Annotated in this window: 17 protein-coding genes and 1 pseudogene; 16 read left to right on the forward strand and 2 right to left on the reverse strand. The window is 42.8% G+C overall.

Annotated features, from left to right (window positions below; genetic code table 11):
- Positions 1–78: 78 nt before the first annotated feature.
- From G596_RS0113795 to G596_RS0113805, 3 genes are all read left to right on the forward strand, one after another.
- Positions 79–1452, forward strand: coding sequence for a sodium-dependent transporter (locus G596_RS0113795; protein WP_022762422.1), 1374 nt, complete (start codon positions 79–81; stop codon positions 1450–1452).
- Between the two features lie 129 nt (positions 1453–1581).
- Positions 1582–2421, forward strand: coding sequence for a hypothetical protein (locus G596_RS0113800; RefSeq protein WP_022762423.1), 840 nt, complete (start codon positions 1582–1584; stop codon positions 2419–2421).
- A gap of 166 nt (positions 2422–2587) precedes the next feature.
- Positions 2588–4189 (forward strand): MBL fold metallo-hydrolase RNA specificity domain-containing protein, encoded by a 1602-nt coding sequence (locus G596_RS0113805; protein WP_022762424.1) that lies wholly within the window; start codon positions 2588–2590, stop codon positions 4187–4189.
- 77 nt (positions 4190–4266) lie between these two features.
- On the opposite strand, the gene G596_RS0113810 is transcribed toward G596_RS0113805, so the two are convergent.
- The gene (locus tag G596_RS0113810; RefSeq protein ID WP_022762425.1) at positions 4267–5355 is read right to left on the reverse strand and encodes a hypothetical protein; all 1089 of its coding nucleotides are present in this window, start codon (positions 5353–5355) and stop codon (positions 4267–4269) included.
- 314 nt (positions 5356–5669) lie between these two features.
- Between G596_RS0113810 and G596_RS0113815 the strand changes: the two genes are divergently transcribed.
- From G596_RS0113815 to G596_RS0113845, 7 genes are all read left to right on the forward strand, one after another.
- Positions 5670–6953: a leucine-rich repeat protein gene (locus G596_RS0113815; protein ID WP_022762426.1), complete on the forward strand. Its 1284-nt coding sequence runs from the start codon at positions 5670–5672 to the stop codon at positions 6951–6953.
- 24 nt (positions 6954–6977) lie between these two features.
- The gene (gene thyA, locus G596_RS0113820; protein WP_022762427.1) at positions 6978–7829 is read left to right on the forward strand and encodes a thymidylate synthase; all 852 of its coding nucleotides are present in this window, start codon (positions 6978–6980) and stop codon (positions 7827–7829) included.
- Between the two features lie 12 nt (positions 7830–7841).
- Positions 7842–8330 carry a dihydrofolate reductase gene (locus G596_RS0113825; RefSeq protein WP_022762428.1) on the forward strand — a complete coding sequence of 163 codons (489 nt, stop codon included), beginning with the start codon at positions 7842–7844 and terminating at the stop codon, positions 8328–8330.
- A gap of 174 nt (positions 8331–8504) precedes the next feature.
- Positions 8505–10574 carry a glycogen debranching protein GlgX gene (glgX, locus tag G596_RS22260; RefSeq protein ID WP_022762429.1) on the forward strand — a complete coding sequence of 690 codons (2070 nt, stop codon included), beginning with the start codon at positions 8505–8507 and terminating at the stop codon, positions 10572–10574.
- Between the two features lie 189 nt (positions 10575–10763).
- Positions 10764–11897, forward strand: a complete 1134-nt coding sequence (locus G596_RS0113835) for an ABC transporter substrate-binding protein (RefSeq protein WP_022762430.1) — start codon at positions 10764–10766, stop codon at positions 11895–11897.
- Positions 11898–12114: 217 nt separating this feature from the next.
- On the forward strand, positions 12115–12996 hold the full coding sequence (locus G596_RS0113840) for an ABC transporter permease (protein ID WP_022762431.1): 882 nt from the start codon (positions 12115–12117) through the stop codon (positions 12994–12996).
- Between the two features lie 33 nt (positions 12997–13029).
- Positions 13030–13821 carry an ABC transporter ATP-binding protein gene (locus G596_RS0113845; protein ID WP_022762432.1) on the forward strand — a complete coding sequence of 264 codons (792 nt, stop codon included), beginning with the start codon at positions 13030–13032 and terminating at the stop codon, positions 13819–13821.
- Positions 13822–13932: 111 nt separating this feature from the next.
- Here the strand turns inward: G596_RS0113845 and G596_RS0113850 are convergent, their stop codons facing one another.
- On the reverse strand, positions 13933–14778 hold the full coding sequence (locus tag G596_RS0113850; protein WP_022762433.1) for a hypothetical protein: 846 nt from the start codon (positions 14776–14778) through the stop codon (positions 13933–13935).
- A gap of 328 nt (positions 14779–15106) precedes the next feature.
- Here G596_RS0113850 and G596_RS0113855 point away from each other — a divergent pair, with 328 nt between their 5' ends.
- The 6 genes and pseudogenes from G596_RS0113855 to G596_RS0113880 all read left to right on the forward strand — a co-directional run bounded on the left by G596_RS0113855 (position 15107) and on the right by G596_RS0113880 (position 21681).
- Positions 15107–16006 carry a Uma2 family endonuclease gene (locus G596_RS0113855; protein ID WP_022762434.1) on the forward strand — a complete coding sequence of 300 codons (900 nt, stop codon included), beginning with the start codon at positions 15107–15109 and terminating at the stop codon, positions 16004–16006.
- A 12-nt stretch (positions 16007–16018) separates the two neighbouring features.
- Positions 16019–17020, forward strand: coding sequence for a leucine-rich repeat protein (locus tag G596_RS22265; protein WP_022762435.1), 1002 nt, complete (start codon positions 16019–16021; stop codon positions 17018–17020).
- A gap of 138 nt (positions 17021–17158) precedes the next feature.
- The gene (locus G596_RS0113865) at positions 17159–18535 is read left to right on the forward strand and encodes a vWA domain-containing protein (protein ID WP_155829294.1); all 1377 of its coding nucleotides are present in this window, start codon (positions 17159–17161) and stop codon (positions 18533–18535) included.
- A 62-nt stretch (positions 18536–18597) separates the two neighbouring features.
- Positions 18598–20094: an ATP-binding protein gene (locus tag G596_RS0113870; RefSeq protein ID WP_022762437.1), complete on the forward strand. Its 1497-nt coding sequence runs from the start codon at positions 18598–18600 to the stop codon at positions 20092–20094.
- A gap of 23 nt (positions 20095–20117) precedes the next feature.
- Positions 20118–20258 (forward strand): annotated as a pseudogene (locus tag G596_RS24485) (hemolysin III family protein); the annotation flags it as partial.
- Positions 20259–20418: 160 nt separating this feature from the next.
- Positions 20419–21681, forward strand: coding sequence for a hypothetical protein (locus G596_RS0113880; RefSeq protein ID WP_022762439.1), 1263 nt, complete (start codon positions 20419–20421; stop codon positions 21679–21681).
- Positions 21682–21824: the final 143 nt, after the last annotated feature.

Here is a 21824-nt window from a genome sequence, read left to right on the forward strand (position 1 = left end):
ATTCCATTCCAGTTATGATATATTAGAAGTCCGGCCTAAAAATATAAGGATAAAATAATTAAGGGGAACTAATATATTATGAACGAACGTGAATCACTTGGCAGCAGAATGGGATTTATTCTGCTTTCGGCGGGCTGTGCCATCGGAATCGGAAATGTGTGGCGCTTCCCGTACATGGTTGGAGAGTATGGCGGTGGACTTTTCGTAATCGCTTACATATTTTTCCTTCTGGCACTTGGTATTCCGGTGTTGACAATGGAATATGCCATCGGAAGATCCAGCAGACTCAGTATTCTTCCGGCATTTAAGAAGCTTGAACCCAAGGGGGCGAAGTGGCATATCTACGGATACTTTGCAATTGCGGGAAATTACCTGCTTCTTATGTTTTACTCGGTTGTGTCCGGATGGATTTTGAGATATTTCATTTTTGCGGTGATGGGCAAATTTGACGGACAGACACCTGATGAGATAAACACAATTTATTCTCAGATGATGTCCAGTCCTAAAACGCTCATCTTTTTCATGGCGCTTACCATGATCATAACCGTATCCGTGGCATCCATGGGACTTAGAAACGGAGTTGAGAAGATAACGAAAATCATGATGGTTGTGCTTATAGTAATCATGGTTTTTCTTGGAATCAGATCACTGACTCTTCCCGGAGCGCATGAGGGCGTGAAGTTTTACCTTCTTCCGAATGCTGCGAATGTTAAAAAAGCCGGTCTCGGTAATGTGCTTTACGGAGCGCTAAATCAGAGCTTTTTCACACTGAGTCTCGGAATCGGAGGCATGGAGATATTCGGAAGTTACATCAAGAAGGAGCGAAGCCTTGTGGGAGAAGCAATGATAGTTGCAGGTCTTGATACCTTTGTGGCTATAGTTGCAGGACTTATCACGATTCCCGCCTGCTTTGCATACGGTGTTTCACCGGACAGCGGACCGAGCCTTATCTTCCTGACACTTCCCAACATCTTTGCTACGATGAAGGGCGGCAGAGTGATAGGCAGCTTTTTCTTCCTGTTCATGTACTTTGCGGCACTGTCTACCATGATCGGAGTGTTTGAGAACGATGTCAGCTTTTTGATCGATCTTTTCAATATAAAAAGAAAGAACTCGGCGCTTATCGCGGGAGCGCTTATAACTATCGGCTCAATTCCGTGTGCTCTCGGATTCAATGTACTTAGCTCATTCCAGCCGCTTAAGACAGGAAACACTGTCATGGACCTTGAGGATTTCATTGTAAGTAATCTTCTTTTGCCGATAGGATCCCTTATTTGCTGTCTTTTCTGTACTATGAAATTCGGCTGGGGATTCGACAATTACATTGATGAAGTAAACGGAGGAAAAGGCTTAAAGCTCAGTAAGAAGCTTAAGTGGTACTTTGTGGTAGTGCTTCCGATGGTGCTTCTGTTTTTATCGGTGTACGGACTAATGAGTTATTTTAAGAAGTGACAATATAAGAAAAATACAAAAAGAACGTATAAAATTTAATTTTTTGTGCATAATACCTTGTTTTATGTTAGAATAGGTTTTGCGTTTTTCTATTATTGAGGGGACAATAATACACTAATGGAGGGAAGTATGAAAAAAGAAAATTTATTCAAGAGAATTGTGGCTACAGTTCTCACAACTGCTATGGTTGTAGGTGCAGCTGTAGTATCACCCGCATTTGGAACAGATGTCCACGCAGAAAACTTCACGGAGACAACACTTCAGCTGTTTGCAAACGCTGAGGACGGAGCAAGTGCACCGGCATTATTTACAATGCCTTGTAAGCTTGAAGAGGAAGGTGAAAACAAGAGAGGTTATGCAAAGGAAGCAAAGGGCTATTTCAAGTTTACATTAGCTCAGGATGCATGGGTATATTTCACCAGCTCAACATCTTCTGATCGTGATAAGCAGTCACTCAGTTCCCGTACTAAAATCTATGGAGATCCTAATTTCTCAAATCAGGTTGCTGAATTTGAGGATCCTTACTTTACAGATGCTAAGAATGATACAGCATTCCTGAAAAAAGGTACCTATTATGGTTATGTTTACGCACATTGTGATAACTGGGATTATTTTGAAGGTAACGTAAATGTTATTGGTTACGGTGTTCCGATTGCAAGTTGTTTCCAGATTAAACAGAAGAAGAAGCACAAGAAGACAATCGTAACAATAAATAATGCTCTTGGAAGATTCAGCAAGTATATGCAGTGCGTTCCTAAGGGAGTTGGCAGCCAGTCACTTTACAATGACAGAGTTTGGAAGGATGAAGGAAAGTGGCACGGTGATGACAAGACTAAGGTGCTGGATTGCAACGAGAACGATCAGTTCACCTTCACTGTAAAGAAGAAGTCCAAGAAGTATACAGTAATGCTTGAGGACATCAACGGTAAGAGATATCAGAAGACCTTCAAGGTTAAAGTAAAAAGATAATATCGTAAGATAAGTTAATGGGCTGCCGGTTTGGCAGCCCATTATTTATTTTCGCGCTCAAGCTCTGTAGGAAATATAATTTTTTCTTAATTGAATTAAGGGACATACAGAATTAAAATTAAATATAAGGAAATACCATACTAAGACATAAGGAGGGAACGGGCCTATGAAGCTTTGTTTCATCGGTGCAGACCATGAAGTTACCGGCAGCTGTCATTATCTTGAAATTGGTGATAAGCATATTCTTGTAGATTATGGTATGGAGCAGGGGAGAATATCCTTCGAGCATGTGGACCTGCCTGTGAGTGAGGCAGAGATAGATTATGTTTTCCTGACGCATGCGCACGTTGATCACTCCGGAAATCTTCCACTTCTATATGCAAGAGGATTCCGCGGGAAGATATATATGACAAGGCCCACAGCGGATCTGTGCAGCATCATGCTTCGCGACTGCGCGCACATCCAGATGCAGGAGGCTGAGTGGAGAAAGCGCAAAGGTAAGAGAAATAAAGAAATCAAGCAGATAGAGCCGTTGTACACCATGGAGGATGCAGACAACACGCTGCGTCACATCATTCCTTGTGATTACGATAAGAAGATCGAAGTCTGCGAGGGTGTACAGATAAGGTTCACAGATATAGGTCATTTGCTCGGATCTGCCAGCATCGAGGTGTGGCTATCTGAAAAGGGCGCCGATAAGAAAATCGTCTTTTCAGGAGATATCGGCAACAATGATCAGCCGCTTATCAAGGATCCTACTTTCACATCAACCGCGGACTATGTTGTCATGGAATCGACTTATGGCGACAGATATCATGGCGAAGAGAAGCCTGACTACGTAGGCGAGCTTGCGGAGATATTAAACAGGACCTTTGCGAGGGGCGGAAACGTGATCATTCCTTCCTTTGCAGTTGGAAGAACCCAGGAGATGTTATATTTCCTTCGTATTATAAAAAAAGAAAAACTTGTCACGGTTGTGCCTGACTTTCCGGTATATGTGGATTCCCCGATGGCTGTTGAAGCGACAGAGGTTTTCACTGACCATGCAATAGAGTGCTATGATGAGGAAGCGATGGCACTTGTGAAAAATAAGATAAATCCCATATCCTTCCCGGGGCTTAACCTTGCGATTACAACAGAGGAATCCCGCGCGATAAATGAGGAGGAGACACCAAAGGTTATCATCTCAGCGTCGGGTATGTGCGAGGCGGGACGTATCAGACATCATTTAAAACACAATCTCTGGAGACCGGAATCCACAATTCTGTTTGTGGGCTATCAGTCAATCGGAACGACAGGACGCGCGATCATTGACGGCGCGGATGAGGTAAAGCTCTTCGGAGAAGTTATTGATGTCGAGGCGGAAATTTGCAAGATGACCGGTCTCTCCGGACACGCGGACAAGGGCGGTCTTATCAGATGGATTCAGGGATTTACGGAAAAACCGAAGAAGGTATTCATAGTCCATGGTGAGGATTCGGCATGTACCTCTTTTGCGAATTGTCTGAAGGATGAGTACGGCTTTAGTACCTATGCACCCTACAGCGGAACCGAGGTCGACCTTATTTCAGGTCAGATAATTAAGGAAGGGGTTCCGAAGGCAGCAGTCAAGAAGACCAGCAAGGTTGTATCTGACGTATTTACAAGACTCAAGGCAGCAGGCGCAAGACTTACGGCGATTATTGCAAGAAGCGAGGGTATGACCAACAAGGACAAGGCCAAGTTTGCCGACCAGATTCTTGCACTTTGTGATAAGTGGGAAAACTGAAAGAAGTATATATGTTAAACAAGAAGCAGGCGCACGGGAGTGCGCCTGTTATCATTATTTCTTTATACAAGGAATGCTTAGTCATCGCCCCATATTTCTATAAATTTATCAAATCTGGGCAATCGGATTTTTAATCTGCCTCTTGAATCCCCATCGACTAAGTGTTTGTTTATCAATCTGTTTCTGAATACAGGATATGATGCCGCATTTTTCATTTGGGATTTGATGTCTTCGGCTTTTCCGTCTTTGGTTTTGTATAAACACCTGACTACTTCTTTTTCACCATCTGTCAGTGATTGCCAAATCAGGTCATATGAATCTTTGAACAAAATGCGTTCATAATCAGGTATGAGGTCATCAAGTGTTTCATCATCTTTCTTGCTAAAATATAGAGAACCTAATACCTGATATGCATAAGCATATTCACCTGAAACGGATTCTATTCTTCTGGCTTCTTCTGAATCAATTCCCAACAGTTTTTCATACATATAGGCGATATCAAATTTGTTCAGGCCTTTTATTTCTCGTGAATCAGCTCTCTTAAAAAATGTAAGATTCTTTTCTGATGAAAAGTCTTCAATGTTTTCTGATAATCCTGTAACTATCAGGTATATCTGTAGTCCCTCCAACTGCATTGAACCAATCATTGACAAAAGACGGACCATTTCAGGGGTTTTTGAAATATCATCGATTCCAACGAGAACCTTATATTTTTTTTCGTTCGCAATGGTAATCATTTTTGTAAGTGTCGCTTCCTCAGAATAAAAATGCTCATTCTCTGTATATGATCTCGAAACATTAATGGATTCTTCTCCTGATACTACTGCGATATTACCTTTTGCAGATGTGGATGAACTAACAGCTGTTGTTATATTCTTGGAATTGATAAATTTTTCCATGCTGAGCTTTGAAATAAGCGTCGAAACGGCATCACCTGAAGATGACAACGGATATACCAGCCATCCCTTATCCTCTTTAAGTGTGCGAATTACCTTGCTATATTCTACTGACTTGCCTGAACCGCGCAGTCCTGTAATCTTATATACATATTTGGCGGAGTCATCACTTCTGAAATTCTCTATTATTTCATCAGCTATACCATTGTCAATATAAGCCTTTCCGGCAATTCCGGGGGTTCTTGTGAAAGGATCAATTTTCTTGTTCATGATACTCCACCTACTTTCAATATTTGTTTTTGATTAAATCTTGTTGCATGTTATGAATTGTTACTAAATTTTATTATTTGTTATCATTTGTTATTATTTATTGTTATATGTTATTATTGTTTATTGTTTGTTATCATTTTATTCTGCTTTTTATTTTTAGTCAAACGCTAAATATAGTGATTTTCAAAGATTAATAGTCTAATTCTAGTATTTGTGGTAGAATATATGAGGAGTTTTATTGTAAATTCATAGATTTCTTCTATGAAATATATGCAATCCATGAGATTGCAAGATTTTTATGTGAGGTGAAAGGTATGAAAAAAGGGATAATTGCAGCGCTTGCATGCGCTCTGTTTATTACGGCAGTTCCGCTTACGGCAAAGGCCTGGACGGGAACTCCCATCAGGGGATACGACAATCAGGAAAATGCTACTCCTCTGACAAATGGTGAGGCTTATTTTGAAGAAGCCATCATTGAGGATAAGGGATATTACTACAAGTTCAACACAGGAGCTCAGGACGGAGTTAGTCTGGTGAGCCTTGAGTCCGTTGTTGAGAACAGCACAGCCAGCGGTCAGTTCACGGCTAAGATCCTTGACAGATATGGAAGCGTTATTTCTCAGCAGACAGTTGGCGGAGCAGGTGCGGCATACAGAAATGATGCCGGCGGAAGAGCACTTGATATCATGTTCCCGCTCAACGGACTTGCTAAGAATGAATGGTATTATATTTGCCTCAGCGCAAATGATGGCAACGCAAGTGCAAGCTATCCGATTACCAACAGACTTTGTGTTAAATTTGTTTCTTTCCTTCCTGCTGAGGGATTTACCATGAAGCATGAAGGCAACAAGCTGAACTTTAGCTGGAGTAACGTTCAGAAGGCAAATAACTACAGCACACTTAGTTCTTTTGACGGTTTCTGTCTTGAACTTTATGCAGATAATGTAACCAAGATCAAGGAAATCGGAAACGGCGGTGCTACATCATATTCACTTTCCACAACAGATCCCGATCTTTTAAGTCTCGGATATCCGGCAAAGGGCGTTCGTATAAGACTTGGCTGCATTCAGAAGTATCGTTCTGCTCTTGAGCATACAGTTACTACAACTAATTGTGTTTATTCCAACACCGTATTTGTTACGGAAGTAGTTAAGAAGAAGACAGCATCAGCAGTCTCAGATTATAAGTATGAAATTACAAGAGTTGCCGGTGACGGATCAGGAACAGTTAAGCTTCTTGGTTTCACAAAGGCAAATAACAACATCAAGAATGTGAAGATTGGCGCGACTGTAAATATTGATGGTACTACATATAAAATCACCGAAATAGATGAAAAGGCATTTGCCGGTAATAAGAAGATTAAAACTGCAGAGATCGGCGATAATGTGACCAAGATCGGAACAAAGGCATTTGACAGCTGTACAAGCCTTAAGAAGATTACCTTCAGAACAAGAAATCTCAGTTCAGTCGGCAAAAATGCATTTACCAACATAAGCAAGAAGACTACAGTACTCAGCCCCGATTCAAAGCTTAGAAAGAAATACAAGAAGCTTCTTAAAAAGAAGATCGTCGGCGGCGTTAAGTACAAGATTATCTAAGAACTGTTTTGTTCGGAGGATTCAATGAGTAAAGCTGATGAGATTTTCATAAATATGTGCAAGGACATCCTTGAGAATGGTACCAGTACCGAGGGCGAGAAGGTTCGCCCTCACTGGGAGGATGGAACGCCTGCATATACGATAAAGAAGTTTGGCGTGGTTAACCGCTACAATCTTGCAGAGGAGTTCCCGATAATGACTCTTCGCAAGACCGCGCTCAAGAGTGCAACGGATGAGATGCTCTGGATCTGGCAGCAGAAGTCCAACAATGTAAACGATCTGCACAGCCACATCTGGGATGAGTGGGCTGATGAAAACGGCTCAATCGGTAAGGCCTACGGCTATCAGATGAGCGTTAAGCACAAGTATAAAGAGGGAATGTTTGATCAGGTTGACAGGGTTATCTATGACCTTAAGAACAATCCTTTTTCCAGAAGAATTATGACCAATATCTATGTGCACCAGGATCTGTCAGAGATGAACCTATATCCCTGTGCCTACAGCATGACCTTCAATGTCACTCAGAAAAAGGGCGACGATAAGCTCACCCTGAATGCGATTCTGAATCAGCGCTCTCAGGATGTGCTGGCAGCAAATAACTGGAATGTTGTTCAGTACTCGGTTCTGGTTCATATGCTTGCGCAGGTCTGCGATATGAAGGTAGGTGAGCTTGTGCACGTGATCGCTGATGCTCACATCTATGACAGACATGTAGATATTATCAAGGAACTAATAAAAAGAGAGCCGAAGCCTGCTCCGACTTTCAAGCTGAACCCCGATGTTCACGATTTTTATGAGTTCACAAGAAATGATGTCTCGCTTGAGAACTACGAGGTGGCGGGCGAGCAGATCACGAATATACCGATAGCGATTTAAGAGGAAAAATACATGAAAATGATTCTATCTGCCGACGAGCATTGGGGAATCGGCAACAAGGGCCAGCTCCTTATCAGAATTCCAAACGACATGAAGAACTTCAGAGCAGAAACCATGGGCAAGGTACTGGTTTACGGAAGAAAGACACTTGAGACCTTCCCGGGGCAGCAGCCGCTTGAAGGAAGAAAGAATATTATTCTTTCAACCAATCCCAATTACGAAGTAAAAAATGCTACAGTAGTTCATGATCTTGATGAACTGAAGGATGCACTTGCAGAGTATGACACGGACATCGTGTATTGCATCGGCGGAGCGAAGGTATACGAAGAACTTCTTCCGATGACAGATACCTGCATTGTTACCAAGATTGACAGGACCTTTGAGGCTGACCGTTTCTTCCCGAATCTTGATGAATCGGAGGAATGGGAACTTGTCGAGGAGAGCGAGGAACAGGCGTATTTCGATACGACCTACACCTTCAGAACCTACAAGCGGAAGTAATATTTAAAAGAGCATATTATAATGATAAGGACTCCCACGAATTTGTAATGTAATTCGTGGGAGTTTTTGTTTATACAACTTTTATAAAGTATGAAAAAAAGTAACATCTGTAGTGTATAGGTGTATTTTATAATTTTTATATATAGGTATTTTTCTAAGTCCGGAGGTACACGAATGCTGCTGATTGATGATATTCCTACCAATAAAATCGGACCATTAAGGTATAGAGCCGGGAAAGTGTTCCCTTTTGGGGCAACGCTCCGGGAAGACGATAGTGTAAATTTCAGCGTTTACTCGAAGGAGGCCACAGGTTGTACCTTGGTTTTGTTTCACCACGGCCAGAAAAAGCCGTGGATAAAAATACCGTTTCCTGAAGAGTACAGAATCGGAAATGTGTACACTATGCTCGTTTATGGTATAAATTCCGAGACCACCGAATACGGATATATTTTTGATGGCCCCTATGAGCCTGAAAAAGGGCTTTTATATGACAAGAACAGAGTGCTGCTGGATCCTTATGCAAAATCGATTTCCGGCAGGACCGTATGGGGGAAGAAACATCGTGAAGATGAGCAGTTTGTTCATAGAGGGCAGATTGTGGATGAGGACTTTACATGGGGCGGGGACAAACCCCTTGAAATTCCGGTAGAGAAGCTGGTTATCTATGAGATGCACGTTCGCTCTTTTACACAAAATAAGAACAGCAATGTCAGGCACAGAGGGACTTATGCCGGAGTTATGGAAAAAATCCCGTACCTTAAGGAGCTTGGCATAAACTGTGTTGAACTCATGCCTGTTTTTGAATTCGATGAGTTTGAAAATTCGAGGGAGGTCGGTGGAAAAAGACTTTATAACTACTGGGGGTATTCCACGGTGGGCTTCTTTGCGCCGAAGGCCGGGTATGCAGCTTCTGCTCCTCTTGGAATGGAAGGTTACGAATTCAAACACATGATCAAGGAATTCCACAAGAATGGAATAGAAGTAGTACTGGATGTGGTTTTCAATCATACTGCTGAAGGAAATGAGAACGGGCCTTACATTTCATATCGCGGAATCGATAACAGGACCTATTATCTCCTTACACCCGAGGGATATTACTACAATTTCAGCGGCTGTGGCAATACCATGAACTGCAATAATCCCATTGTGAGGCACATGGTTCTGGACTGCCTCAGATATTGGGTGACGGCTTATCATGTTGACGGCTTCAGATTCGATCTTGCATCGATTTTGTCAAGAGATAAGGATGGGGCTCCGATGATGAACCCACCGCTTTTGAACAACATAGCCAATGATGTGGTACTTGGAAAATCACTGCTGATTGCTGAAGCCTGGGATGCGGGCGGGCTCTATCAGGTTGGCAATTTCCATCATTGGGGAGAGCGCTGGGCTGAGTGGAACGGAAAATACAGAGACTGCATCCGCAAATTCATCAAGGGCGGTGAGGAACAGGCTCCCGAAATAATAAGGAGAATAAGCGGTTCCAAGGATCTCTACGGGGAGGGAGGTTTCGAATCCTCGGTTAATTTTGTATGCTGTCATGACGGTTTTACACTCTATGATCTTGTATCCTACAACGACAAGCACAACGAGGCTAACGGCGAGGGTAACCAAGATGGATGCAATGACAACGACAGCTGGAACTGTGGCTTCGAGGGCGACACGGATAATCCTGACATCTTAGATTTGCGGTTCAGACAGATGAAAAATCTGATGACCATACTTCTTACAAGCCGCGGAATGCCTATGCTGCTTTCCGGGGACGAATTTGGGAATACACAGTTTGGCAACAACAACGCGTATTGTCATGATGATGAGATTTCCTGGCTGGACTGGTCGCTTCTTGATAAGAATAAGCACCTGTATGACTATGTAAAAACGCTAATAGCCTTCAGAAAAAGGCATCCTGTTATGTATACGGGTTCTGCGGACGGTGAATATAACGGTACGGGATATCCGGAACTGTCATTTCATGGATGCAGGGCTTGGGATATTGATACGAATTCACCGGGGCTGGCCTTTGCGTACATGTATGCTGAGGATGGCCAAAAGTATGGCCTTAAAAATAATACATTCATTTATGTAGCTGTAAATGCGCACTGGGAGGATCACGATTTTGAACTGCCTATTTTGCCTGAAGGGTATAAATGGGAGCTTGTACTCGAATCAGGAGGTTATGGCTATGACGGTTCGGGAAGAATATGTTTAAAGAACAGATCCACGGCAATACTTAAGGCAAATTGATATTGGATGATAAAATATATCCTTTTTCCTTGACCTAAGGGGTAGTTTGAGATAATATAATATTTGTTTACTTTGACAGTTTAAAGTGTCAAAATGTTAAAGGATTAAAAAATCACCGGACTACTGAAGAATGCTTGGAATTATTGAGCGCATCAGTAAAACAAGTCCGAAAAAACGAGGAGGAAACGTATGAAAAAGAAGATTCTTGCTATGGTTCTTAGCACAGCTATGATTTTCAGTATGACAGGCTGCGCTCGTACAGCAGGCGGCAACACTACTTCTGAGCCTGCAAAGACAGAGGAGACTGCAGAGGCAGATACAACTGAAGCAGAAGCTGCTGATGATACAGCAGAGGCTGAGGATGCTGCAGAGGAGGTGACCGAAGAGGCAGCTTCTGAGGATGCAGAGGATCCCGAAGGCGGTAAGACTTTCCACGTAGGTGTTATCCAGCTGGTTGAGCATCCCGCACTTGATGCTGCTACAAAGGGCTTCGAGGAAGGCCTTGAGGAGGCACTTGGTGAGGCAGGCTATTCAGTAGAGTTCGATTATCAGAACGCTCAGGGCGAGCAGGCTAACTGTGCTACCATCGCTACAAAATTCGTAAATGACAAAGATGATCTTATCATGGCAAACGCAACACCTGCACTTCAGGCAGTTGCAGCTGCTACAGGTGATATCCCGGTAGTCGGAACATCAATCACAGACTACAAGTCAGCAGGCGTAATCAATGATAACAATGCACCCGGCACAAACGTTACAGGTGCTTCCGACCTTGCTCCCGTAGACGAGCAGATCGCACTTCTTCAGAAGCTCGTTCCCGATGCTAAGCAGGTTGGTATTCTTTACTGCTCATCAGAGGCTAACTCCAAGTTCCAGGTTGACCTTGCTGCTGCAGCTCTTGATGCAGCAGGTATCGGTTACAAGGAGTACACAGTTGCTGATTCTAATGAGATTCAGTCAGTTGTTACAAATGCTATCGCTAACAGCGACTGCCTGTACATCCCTACAGACAACACAATCGCCGATAACATGTCTATCGTTAAGAATGCAGCATGGCCTGCAAAACTTCCCATCATCTGCGGTGAGGAGAACATGTGCAAAAACGGCGGTCTTGCAACACTTTCCATCAGCTACTATGACCTTGGCGTTACAGCAGGTAAGCAGGCTTTCGAGATTCTTGTAAACGGCAAGAACCCTGCAGAGATGCCTATCGAGTATGTATCTGAAGGTATCACAAACGAGTACAATCCTGAGACTGCTGAAGCTATCGAGTTTGACGATGCTCTTCTTGACGGCCTTACAGCAATCGATATGTCAGAGTAATCTATCGGAATACATTTTAATTAAAAAACAGGCGAAGGTGCTCATATCACGCGAGCACCTTCTTATCTTGTTTTTTCAAAACAAGATAAGCGCTCCGCGGGATGCGCAGCTCGCAGAAAGGTAGTTATTGCTCACGCAATCTGCTCGCGCGCAAGAATTTCGCAAGCGAAATTCTATTTCTATGCGTTGTATATTATTTTACAAAGGAGTAATATTTATGATCTCGCTATTACATGCACTGCCGGGTTCTGTTGCCCAGGGACTTATCTGGGGAATTCTGGCAATCAGCGTTTTTCTCACATTCAAGGTACTTGACTACGCCGACATGACTGTTGACGGATCCTTCTGTACCGGAGGAGCTACCTGCGTAATGCTTATGCTCTCAGGACAGAGCGTATATGTAGCTCTCATTTGTTCATTTCTTGCAGGAATGTGTGCCGGCTATGTTACCGGACTTCTGCATACAATGTTGAAAATTCCGCCGATACTTTCCGGAATCCTTACACAGCTCGGTTTATATTCGGTGAACCTAGCCATTATGGGAAAATCGAACCAAGCGATAAGCGTAGATCAGTATGCTCTTATTGTCAGCCTCAGATTTATCAATTATTCGATCATCATGAGTGTGATCATAGTTGCTATAATCATTTTCCTTCTGTACATGTTCTTCGGAAGTGAGATCGGATCAGCTATTCGTGCTACCGGATGTAACCAGAACATGGCAAGAGCACAGGGTATCAATACCGGTCGCTGCATCAGAATCGGACTTGTTGTAAGTAACGGTCTTACAGCTTTTGCCGGCGGACTTTATGCACAGTATCAGGGAAATGCCGATGTCAACGCAGGTCGTGGTGCTATCGTTATCGGACTTGCTGCGGTTATCATCGGTGAGGTTATTTTCGGATCAAGACATAATTTCGCAGTGAGAATGGGAGTATCTGTTGTAGGCGCGATCATTTACTACATCGTAATCGCAGTTGTTCTTCAGCTCGGACTTCCTTCAACATACCTTAAGCTCTTAAGTGCAGTACTCGTTGCGGTATTCCTTGGAATCCCGGCTATTCAGGGATATCTTGGAATCAAGGTGAAACAGAGATAAAGTAAAAAGAGCATAAGCAGAGGAAAAGAAACTATGTTAGAAATCAAGAATCTTGTAAAGATATTCAATAAAGGAACAATCAACGAGAGAGTCGCTCTTAACGGCGTTGATCTCACATTGAACGACGGAGACTTCGTAACTGTTATCGGTGGTAACGGTGCGGGAAAATCGACCATCCTTAACGCTGTTGCAGGCGTGTGGCCGATCGATGAGGGAAGCATAGTCCTGAACGGACATGATATCACAAAGCTTCCTGAATATAAGAGAGCGCAGTACATCGGACGCGTTTTCCAGGATCCCATGATGGGAACCGCTGCTACAATGCAGATTGAAGAGAATCTTGCACTTGCTGCAAGACGTGGACAGAGCAGAGGTCTTAAGAGCGGAATCAATAATAACGAGAGAGCAAGGTACAAAGAGCTTTTGAAGTCACTTGATCTCGGACTCGAGGATCGTCTTACCAGTAAGGTCGGACTTTTATCCGGTGGTCAGAGACAGGCAGTGACTCTTCTTATGGCTTCACTTAAAAAGCCCGATCTGCTCCTTCTCGACGAGCACACAGCAGCCCTTGATCCCAAGACCGCAAAGAAGGTGCTTGAGATCTCCGAAAACATCATCAAGGAGCACGGTCTTACAGCCCTCATGGTTACACATAACATGAAGGATGCCATCGCTCATGGAAATCGTCTTATCATGATGAGTGAAGGTAAGATCATCTATGATGTATCGGGTGAGGAGAAGAAGAACCTCAAGGTTGCCGATCTTCTTCAGAAATTCGAAGAGGCCGGAAATGATGAGGTCAATGATGCTATGGTGCTTTCATAAAGGATAAAAAATAAGCCCTCTGTAATCTGCATGATTCTCTTGGAAGAATAGCAGGTTACGGAGGGCGTTTATTTATTTCATCTTATGAGCGATTAAAGCTGCATTTTTGGTTTACTTAACCTTAATGGGTTTGCGGGTGTATTCTGACCATCCGGAGAAATACTTCTTGCCGTCTTTTACAACATAAGTTCTTACGCCAACATAGTATTTCTTTCCCTTCTTAAGCTTCTTGATGGTTACTGTACCGTTCTTCTTATCGAACTTTACCTTCTTATTTGCAAATGCTTTTTGTACACGATTTTTTTCGAAATACTTATCTGTGGCACAAATAACCTCATAGCCATCAGCATCCTTAACTTTCTTGAATGTTACTTTGAGAGCCTTCTTGGAAGGAGACTCGACCTTGACGAGTTTGGAGGTTGCAGCCTTAGATTCAAATACGCAGGCAATATCAACTTTAATATCTTTTGTATCCATGTTGAGGAATGAGATGTAATAGTCACCAGCTGTCAATTTGATATTACCAAAATCAGTTTTATTTTCTACATCCTTTACGAGTGTAAGTTCTTTTTCGAGCTCAGGCTTTTCGGCATCTGCCTTCCAGAAATCAACATAAACTTTCCCGTCGCCAAAAATGCTGAAGGTGATTTTTCCATCAACCCCTGCATGGAATTTGAAACAGGTACAATCATTTTTGTCAGGTGCTGTGTCACCTTCTTTTCTTCCTGTTATGGTATCTGACTTGCAGTACTCTTCCTCACTAATTACTTCTATGGCATCCTTTTGAAGATTATCCCTTACATCCTTGAAAGTCTTCAACTGGGTTGCGCCTGCCTTGGCAGGGAGCTCTGCATGCGCAACAATAGCTGGTGCAATGGGTGCGGCTAATGTGGTGGCTGATAAAACACCTGCCATGGTTATTGCAAATCTTCTTCTAAATCTCTCAAATACTTTCATGAAAACCCTCCTATTCATAAGAAAAAGTGCATAAGAATGCAGTATTCCTATGATTTTGAGTATAAGCGCGTGTGGTATGCACTTCAATAGAATGGAGGTTTATTTAATACAATTATAATAATGTTTATTTATGGGAAATAAACGTATCAATACAATAAAATATTACAACTATATTGATGAAAAATATTCCCATGATAAAGCATCCTTAATAATACCGAAAACGGTTTAAACTCGGATATAATTATGATATGATAGTAAATGATAATAAACAAAAACGCCCGTAAACGGCTATTTATTTATGCTTTTATTATGCTCCGGAGGTGTACTCATGACAATAGATGAAATGAAGGAGAGAAGACGTGAATTTGGATACTCCTATAAAAAGCTTTCGGAGTTATCCGGGGTGCCGCTGGGTACAATACAGAAGATTTTTAACGGAGAGACGAAGTCACCGAGGCATGATACTATCGTGATGTTACAGAAGGTATTGGAGCCGGATAGTGCTGCGAAGGAAAGCTATAAGAATAAATCCTATGGTGATAATAAGGACTATAATTATAGCGCGGAGGGGGAACGCTCTGAAAATCTGAGGGAAGAGCCTGCAATTATTTATGGAAGCGGGAAACGTGTTGATCTTGAACATTTTAATGGGAAGAAGCAGGGAGAGTATACAATCGAGGATTACGAGGCTCTTCCGAATGATGTGCGAGTTGAGCTGATAGACGGTTATTTCTTTTATATGGATGTACCGTCGACGAGACATCAGCTTATTGGTGGGGAGATACATGTACAGATTCATAATTTTATAAGAAAAAACAAGGGTGGCTGCATACCATTTATAGCACCTACTGATGTTCAGTTGGACAGGGATAATAAAACCATACTTCAACCTGACGTATTTATTGTTTGTGACCCATCTAAGATTACTGAGAAGAGAATATATGGAAATCCTGATTTTGTTGTTGAGATCATATCGCCATCAACAGCGAGGAAAGACAGGTTTATCAAGGCTAAAAAATATAAGTATGCCGGTGTTAAGGAGTTCTGGCTTGTGGATCCAAAGAAGAGGAATGTGCTTGTGTATAGCTTTGACGATGAGGATAATGATGATATAACTATCTATGGGTTTGGAGATAAGATTCCGATAGGGTTATATGACGGAAAAATGCAGATTGATTTCGCAGATATCGCAGAGTATGTGGATTCGATTTGCGGACCGGTAGAATAGGATTTATGAAAAATGAATTATAAATTTGAAGAAACCACTGATGAAAAAAATGGAAAGTATCTCATAATAAAGGGTTGTGAAGACTCGTGCAGACAGCTGGTTATACCGGAGTCCGACAGTAATCTTGTTCCGGTGAGGATTATCGGTAATCATGCCTTTTCCTCAAGAGATGACCTTGTAGAGGTTGCAATTCCGAATTCTGTACACACTATTCTTGGATTTGCTTTTCATAACTGCGGGAATCTCAAGAAAATATCGTTGACCGATTCGGTCACGGAGTACCTTGACGGTGGTACGAGACAGTGTGAGAGCCTTGAAGAAATCGAGGTTTTCCTGGAAAATGGGAACAACTACATTATACGAAGAATCCTTGAGGACAATGACAGACGATTGACCTTCAGGGTTCATATGCCGGATGGGGATGCGTTACTGGTGTTCCCCGGGTTCAACTATGATTTTGTGGAAAATACGATGGCGAGAACTATTCAGTTTGCCATTGAGGGAACCGGTTATGCTTACAGAGAGTGCGTAAAAAGTGACCAGATAGGCTTTAGAGAGTACGATAACCTCTTTTCAAAAGTTTCGGCGGATGATAAGGGCACGGCAGAGATGATCGCGATGGCGAGAATCCTTGCACCCTATGAACTATCTGAAGATGCCCGTATTGCCTATGAGAAGTGGCTCCTGGAGCATGCTTTGAAGAGTTTGACCATAGCGGTCGATAATGCAGGAACTGTCTCAAAAGGTAAGGCAGGGACAAATACCGTAGCTAATATAGGAACTTTTGATGATTATCTTCGTGATACTCAGGAACACACCGCCTTCTATCTTGAACGAAAGCTTATAACGAAGGCCGATGCCTGTAAATTAGCACATATAGCTGCTGACAGAGGTATCACCGCAATAGTTAGTATGCTTATGGACTACGCAGAAACTGACAATGATGTGGAGAAAAGTGGTGACGAAGGTGTCACAAATAGAAAAGATGACAACATTCTTGAATTGGATTTCTAACACGCCTTCCCCTTGGGGAATACAGAATAATAAAAGCCTTCCCCTTGGGGGGCGCACGACGTCCGGGGGACGTCGGCTTTGCGCGGACCGGAGCGGAGCGGAGACAGGTGGCACGAAGTGCCGGATGAGGGGTACATTTTGAACCAAACAGATAACCTTGCCAACAAAATATGGACCAGCGTCAAAACGGAGCTTCTTTTATCCATGCGATTCATGGCTCCGGCTCTTTCTATGCTCGAAATCCGGCGTGATATGTCCACCACATCGGTAGGGACTGACGCGGTCAGCGTGCTGTATAATCCTAATTATGTTTTTAAAACCTATGTCGAGGATCCGAATAAACTAAACAGGACCTACCTTCATATGCTGATGCATTGCATGTTCAGGCATATGTACAGGGCTTCGGAGTACCCGGATGCTGAGTTGTGGGATCTTGCCTGCGACATTGCCGTGGAGAGCATCCTTGATTCCATGGATTATCAGTGCATTTACAGAGTCAGCTCCGATCTCAGGGAGCGGTGGTATGGGAAGCTAACTGAGGAACTTAAGGTTCTGACAGCGGAGAAGATATACAGTTTTCTGGAGAAAAATGTTGAATGGAACAGTAGGGACTCAGGTTCTGATAACGAGAATCTGATTACGGAAGACACCTGGAACCGCCTTGTCCGTGAGTTCAAGCTGGACGACCACAGCTTCTGGGACAGGCTTGATAATAAGGAAGAAGAGCCCCGTAAGGAAGATAAGCCCGACATCGACATGCAGATGCAGATGAGGCTCAGAAGGGCCAATAAAAAGGAAGTCGAGGATGCCTGGAAGAATACTGCGAATCGCATAAAGAGCGATATTGCAAGTCTCGGCGATGAGAAGAGCACCGAGACGGGGAGCCTTAAATTCTATCTGAAAGCGGACACCCAGGATAAGACCTACTACACCGATTTTCTTAACCAGATAGCGGTTGTAAGGGAGGAAATTCGCATAGATCCGGATTCCTTCGATTACGGACTGTATAATTACGGCATGGAGATCTACGGCAATATGCCTCTTATAGAAGAGAATGAGTACAGCGAGACACACAAGGTCGACGAATTGGTAATAGCAATCGACACGTCAGCCTCATGTTCCGAAGAACTCGTACAGACATTTCTTAATGAAACTGCCGGGATTTTGCGTAGCAGCGAGAATTTTTTCCGGGAGATACACGTCCACATCATTGAGTGCGACAACAGAGTCCAAAATGACCTGACTATCAATCATCCCGAGGAGATGGAGCACTACGCCGACAGATTTGAGATTTCAGGCGGATATGGAACAGACTTCAGACCGGTATTTTCCTATGTGGACGACCTTAGGAAAAAAGGAGAGTTGAAGCATCTTCGAGGTCTCATGTACTTCACTGATGGCTTTGGGGACTATCCCGAGAAACCCACGGACTACGATACCGCCTTCGTTTTTCCGTCGGACAAGGAGACCGGCGCCGACAAAATGCCAAACTGGGCGATTCAATTATACATCTAAAGGCCTTCCCCTTGGGGGGAAGGTGGCAGCATAGCTGCCGGATGAGGGGAGAAAGGACGAATATGAACATACAACAGGCGAAGCAGGAAATCATCAACACCATAAAGGCATACCGCGAAAAGGACGAGATGGGGAACTACCTCATCCCCGTGCAGAAGCAGCGCCCGATTCTTCTTATCGGACCTCCGGGAATCGGTAAGACAGCCATCATGGAGCAGGTTGCGGAGGAACTCTCGGTCAACCTCGTTTCCTATACCATAACTCATCACACCAGGCAGAGTGCGATCGGACTTCCTTTTATATCGAAGAAGGAATATGGGGGAAAAGAGACCTCCGTCACCGAGTACACAATGAGTGAGATCATCGCCTCCGTCTATGACAAAATAAATCAGACCGGCGTTAAGGAAGGAATCCTTTTCCTTGACGAGATAAACTGTGTATCCGAGACATTGGTTCCCACCATGCTGCAGTTTTTGCAGTATAAGACCTTTGGTGCGCACAAGGTACCGGATGGCTTCATTATTGTTACAGCAGGTAATCCGCCGCAGTACAACAAGGCTGTCAGGGATTTTGATATAGTTACCCTTGACCGTGTGAAGAGAATCGACATCGAGGAGGATCTCGAGGCTTTCAAGAGCTACGCAGATATCAACGGAATTCACGGATCAATCCTGGCTTACCTCGATATTCACAAGGACAATTTTTACAGAATTAAAAATGATATCCAGGGCAAGCGCTTCGTGACAGCCAGAGGATGGGAAGATTTGTCACAGCTGATCAGAGCCTATGAAAAGCTTGGCATTGAGGTCGATGAGAAGGTGACTTCGCAGTACCTTCAGGAGCCTGAGGTTGCCAGGGATTTTGCCATGTATTATGCGCTTTATCATAAGTACGAGGATGTTTACAACGTCGATGAGATCCTCGAGGGGAGTGTTCCCGCTGAGAGAGATAAGCTGCGCAAGGCTCCTTTTGATGAAAAACTCAGCATAATAAATCTTCTTATAGACAGACTTAATCAGGAATTCAAGGCATATGACGGTGAGTTTGGAGTGCAGAAAAAGCTCCAGAAGGAGATTACTGACATTGTTAAGGGTACTGCTTTCGCGGAAGAACCTTCGATATATAAAAGGCTTCAGCTTCGTATAAAGGAAATGCGTGCAGAATACGAGCAGAAGGCCGGTGAACATCTGATGGATAAGTCATCCGAGATCACGCTTAAGAAGGAGATCCAGGCGCTTGAGAATCTTGAGAGAAAGCTTGCCAGCTCTGAGACTGAGGATAATAAGGATATTATCAAGGCATGGTTTTCCGAGAGAGAGCTCACCCGTAGGGAGAGTGCCGAGAATACCGGAAAGCACCTTTCGAACTGTTTCTCATTCCTTCAGCAGATTTACGGCGAGGAGCAGGAGATGGTTCTGTTCCTTACAAGGCTGGATTCAGGTCACTATAGTCTGAACTTCATCCAGAATGAGGGCTCGGAGGAATATTACAAGTATAATAAGCTCCTGCTCCTTCGTGACAGGAGAAAAGAGATTGTAGCGCAGGTTCTGGAAGTGTGAGGAAACTCGCTTTCTATCAGCCGGTAGGAGGCGTCCTCTACGCCCTGAAGCTCTCCAAATTCAATGAAGAGCATCCTTATTTTGGTTCACACGAGGTTTTCCATCTATTTGTGATGGGCGGGAGCTTTTGCCATTTTATCTTTATGAATCAGTTTTTGATGTGAAAAATAAAAACGAAATATTATAAACTTTTTATAAACTACAATAAAATCCGTAAAAGTGCATGAATACTCGATTGACAGTCGCTTTTAGGGGCGGTAAAATGGTAATAGTCACAGTAAACGGTTGCGAAAAACCGTACATTTTATTGAAGGAGGGTTCCTTATGAAGGGTTTTAAACAATTTGGCACAATAGCGCTTGCAGCTGCATTGACTATTACTTTTGCGGTACCTGTAAAGGTTAACGCTACGTATTATGATTATAATGCAAGTGCTGAGTATACCAGAAATGCTGAAGGTGAGATCATCGATACTAAAACAAAGTCATCTACTTATACCAATAAGGTAACTAATGAATCTTATACATTTGATTATGCTACCGGGCAGACATCAGGCGACTTATACAAGGCTATGCATTACGATAACGGCATTAGAAAAGGCCTTGTAGTGGGAATTAATGACTATAATGATATTAGGTTTACACTTGATCCCGGTGCTGAAGTAACAAAGATAAAGGTTACAAAAGGAAAAGGAAATATTAATGTAAAGCAGTCGGAATTTAGGTCTGAGGAAGCGGAGATCTATAGAGATAGTGAGACAAAGAAGTACTACTATAGAAAAGTAAATGGTGACAAGGAAGAACTTACACTTACGGATGATTCTACAACCGCTGAGTGGGAAGCTGTGAAACGTATGCAGAACTCATATGAATACAGAGTATGGGGAAAGAAGAAAGGTGAGTCTGTTGTAGCCATAACCGTAAAAGATGCAGCAGGTGCTACAACAACAACTAAAGTGAAGGTTTCTGTTTCTGAAGATGAAAGACGTATCACACAGATTACTTATGCCGGCAAGAACTTGAAGATGAATTATAACAAGGGCGCCAATAATAATAATTACTATGCATGCCAGAGTGCAGCTAAGAGCGGTAATTTTTATGTAACTAAGAAATCCGGCAAGCTTAAAGTTACAATGGGCAAGAATTATAAATTTATCGCAGCATATGTAATTAAGCCTAACGCATATACAACAAAGACTCAGACAAGTGATGACAGTACTTCTACTTATGTTAACAAGTCTACAACTACATATGCTACCAGACAGTATTCATATGGCATTGACCTTAACGGAGATGGCGATTATGAGGATACAATAGATGGCATTAGAGAGAAGGATGAAGAGTATAAGAATTGTAGCTTTGTGAAAGTTAAGAATAATAGCAAGATTTCTCTTAATACCGTTCCTTACAAAGAAGACAGAACTACAGTTAGAACCTATGGTGAAACGGGACAGTATACAACAACAGAAAAGGAAACTGCTAATGGTAATATGGCTTACACAACAGTAATACTTGTTTGCCAGGATAAGCTTACTAAGGAATTCGTTAATGAGGAAATTACTATTACACTTAGAACCAGCAAACAATAATTAGTCAAGCTTTATATCAGGTACATCATTTACTTTTATCAATCATACAGAAAATGGTCTCGTGACAAAGTTTGTTCATGTGCTTGATATAGATCATATCGCCCCGCAGCGTATGCTGCGGGGCTGATTTTTTCCAAAAAACA

It is taken from the genome of Butyrivibrio sp. AD3002, assembly GCF_000420905.1.
In the GTDB taxonomy this organism is placed as follows: Bacteria; Bacillota; Clostridia; order Lachnospirales; family Lachnospiraceae; genus Butyrivibrio.

Coding starts and splice junctions, on each gene's coding strand:
- glgX (WP_022762429.1), top strand. CDS start 8,505: ATGCTGCTGATTGATGATATTCCTACCAATAAAATCGGACCATTAAGG.
- G596_RS22265 (WP_022762435.1), top strand. CDS start 16,019: ATGAATTATAAATTTGAAGAAACCACTGATGAAAAAAATGGAAAGTAT.
- G596_RS0113850 (WP_022762433.1), bottom strand. CDS start 14,778: ATGAAAGTATTTGAGAGATTTAGAAGAAGATTTGCAATAACCATGGCA.
- thyA (WP_022762427.1), top strand. CDS start 6,978: ATGAGTAAAGCTGATGAGATTTTCATAAATATGTGCAAGGACATCCTT.
- G596_RS0113815 (WP_022762426.1), top strand. CDS start 5,670: ATGAAAAAAGGGATAATTGCAGCGCTTGCATGCGCTCTGTTTATTACG.
- G596_RS0113880 (WP_022762439.1), top strand. CDS start 20,419: ATGAAGGGTTTTAAACAATTTGGCACAATAGCGCTTGCAGCTGCATTG.
- G596_RS0113810 (WP_022762425.1), bottom strand. CDS start 5,355: ATGAACAAGAAAATTGATCCTTTCACAAGAACCCCCGGAATTGCCGGA.
- G596_RS0113825 (WP_022762428.1), top strand. CDS start 7,842: ATGAAAATGATTCTATCTGCCGACGAGCATTGGGGAATCGGCAACAAG.
- G596_RS0113840 (WP_022762431.1), top strand. CDS start 12,115: ATGATCTCGCTATTACATGCACTGCCGGGTTCTGTTGCCCAGGGACTT.
- G596_RS0113800 (WP_022762423.1), top strand. CDS start 1,582: ATGAAAAAAGAAAATTTATTCAAGAGAATTGTGGCTACAGTTCTCACA.
- G596_RS0113795 (WP_022762422.1), top strand. CDS start 79: ATGAACGAACGTGAATCACTTGGCAGCAGAATGGGATTTATTCTGCTT.
- G596_RS0113805 (WP_022762424.1), top strand. CDS start 2,588: ATGAAGCTTTGTTTCATCGGTGCAGACCATGAAGTTACCGGCAGCTGT.
- G596_RS0113845 (WP_022762432.1), top strand. CDS start 13,030: ATGTTAGAAATCAAGAATCTTGTAAAGATATTCAATAAAGGAACAATC.
- G596_RS0113870 (WP_022762437.1), top strand. CDS start 18,598: ATGAACATACAACAGGCGAAGCAGGAAATCATCAACACCATAAAGGCA.
- G596_RS0113835 (WP_022762430.1), top strand. CDS start 10,764: ATGAAAAAGAAGATTCTTGCTATGGTTCTTAGCACAGCTATGATTTTC.
- G596_RS0113855 (WP_022762434.1), top strand. CDS start 15,107: ATGACAATAGATGAAATGAAGGAGAGAAGACGTGAATTTGGATACTCC.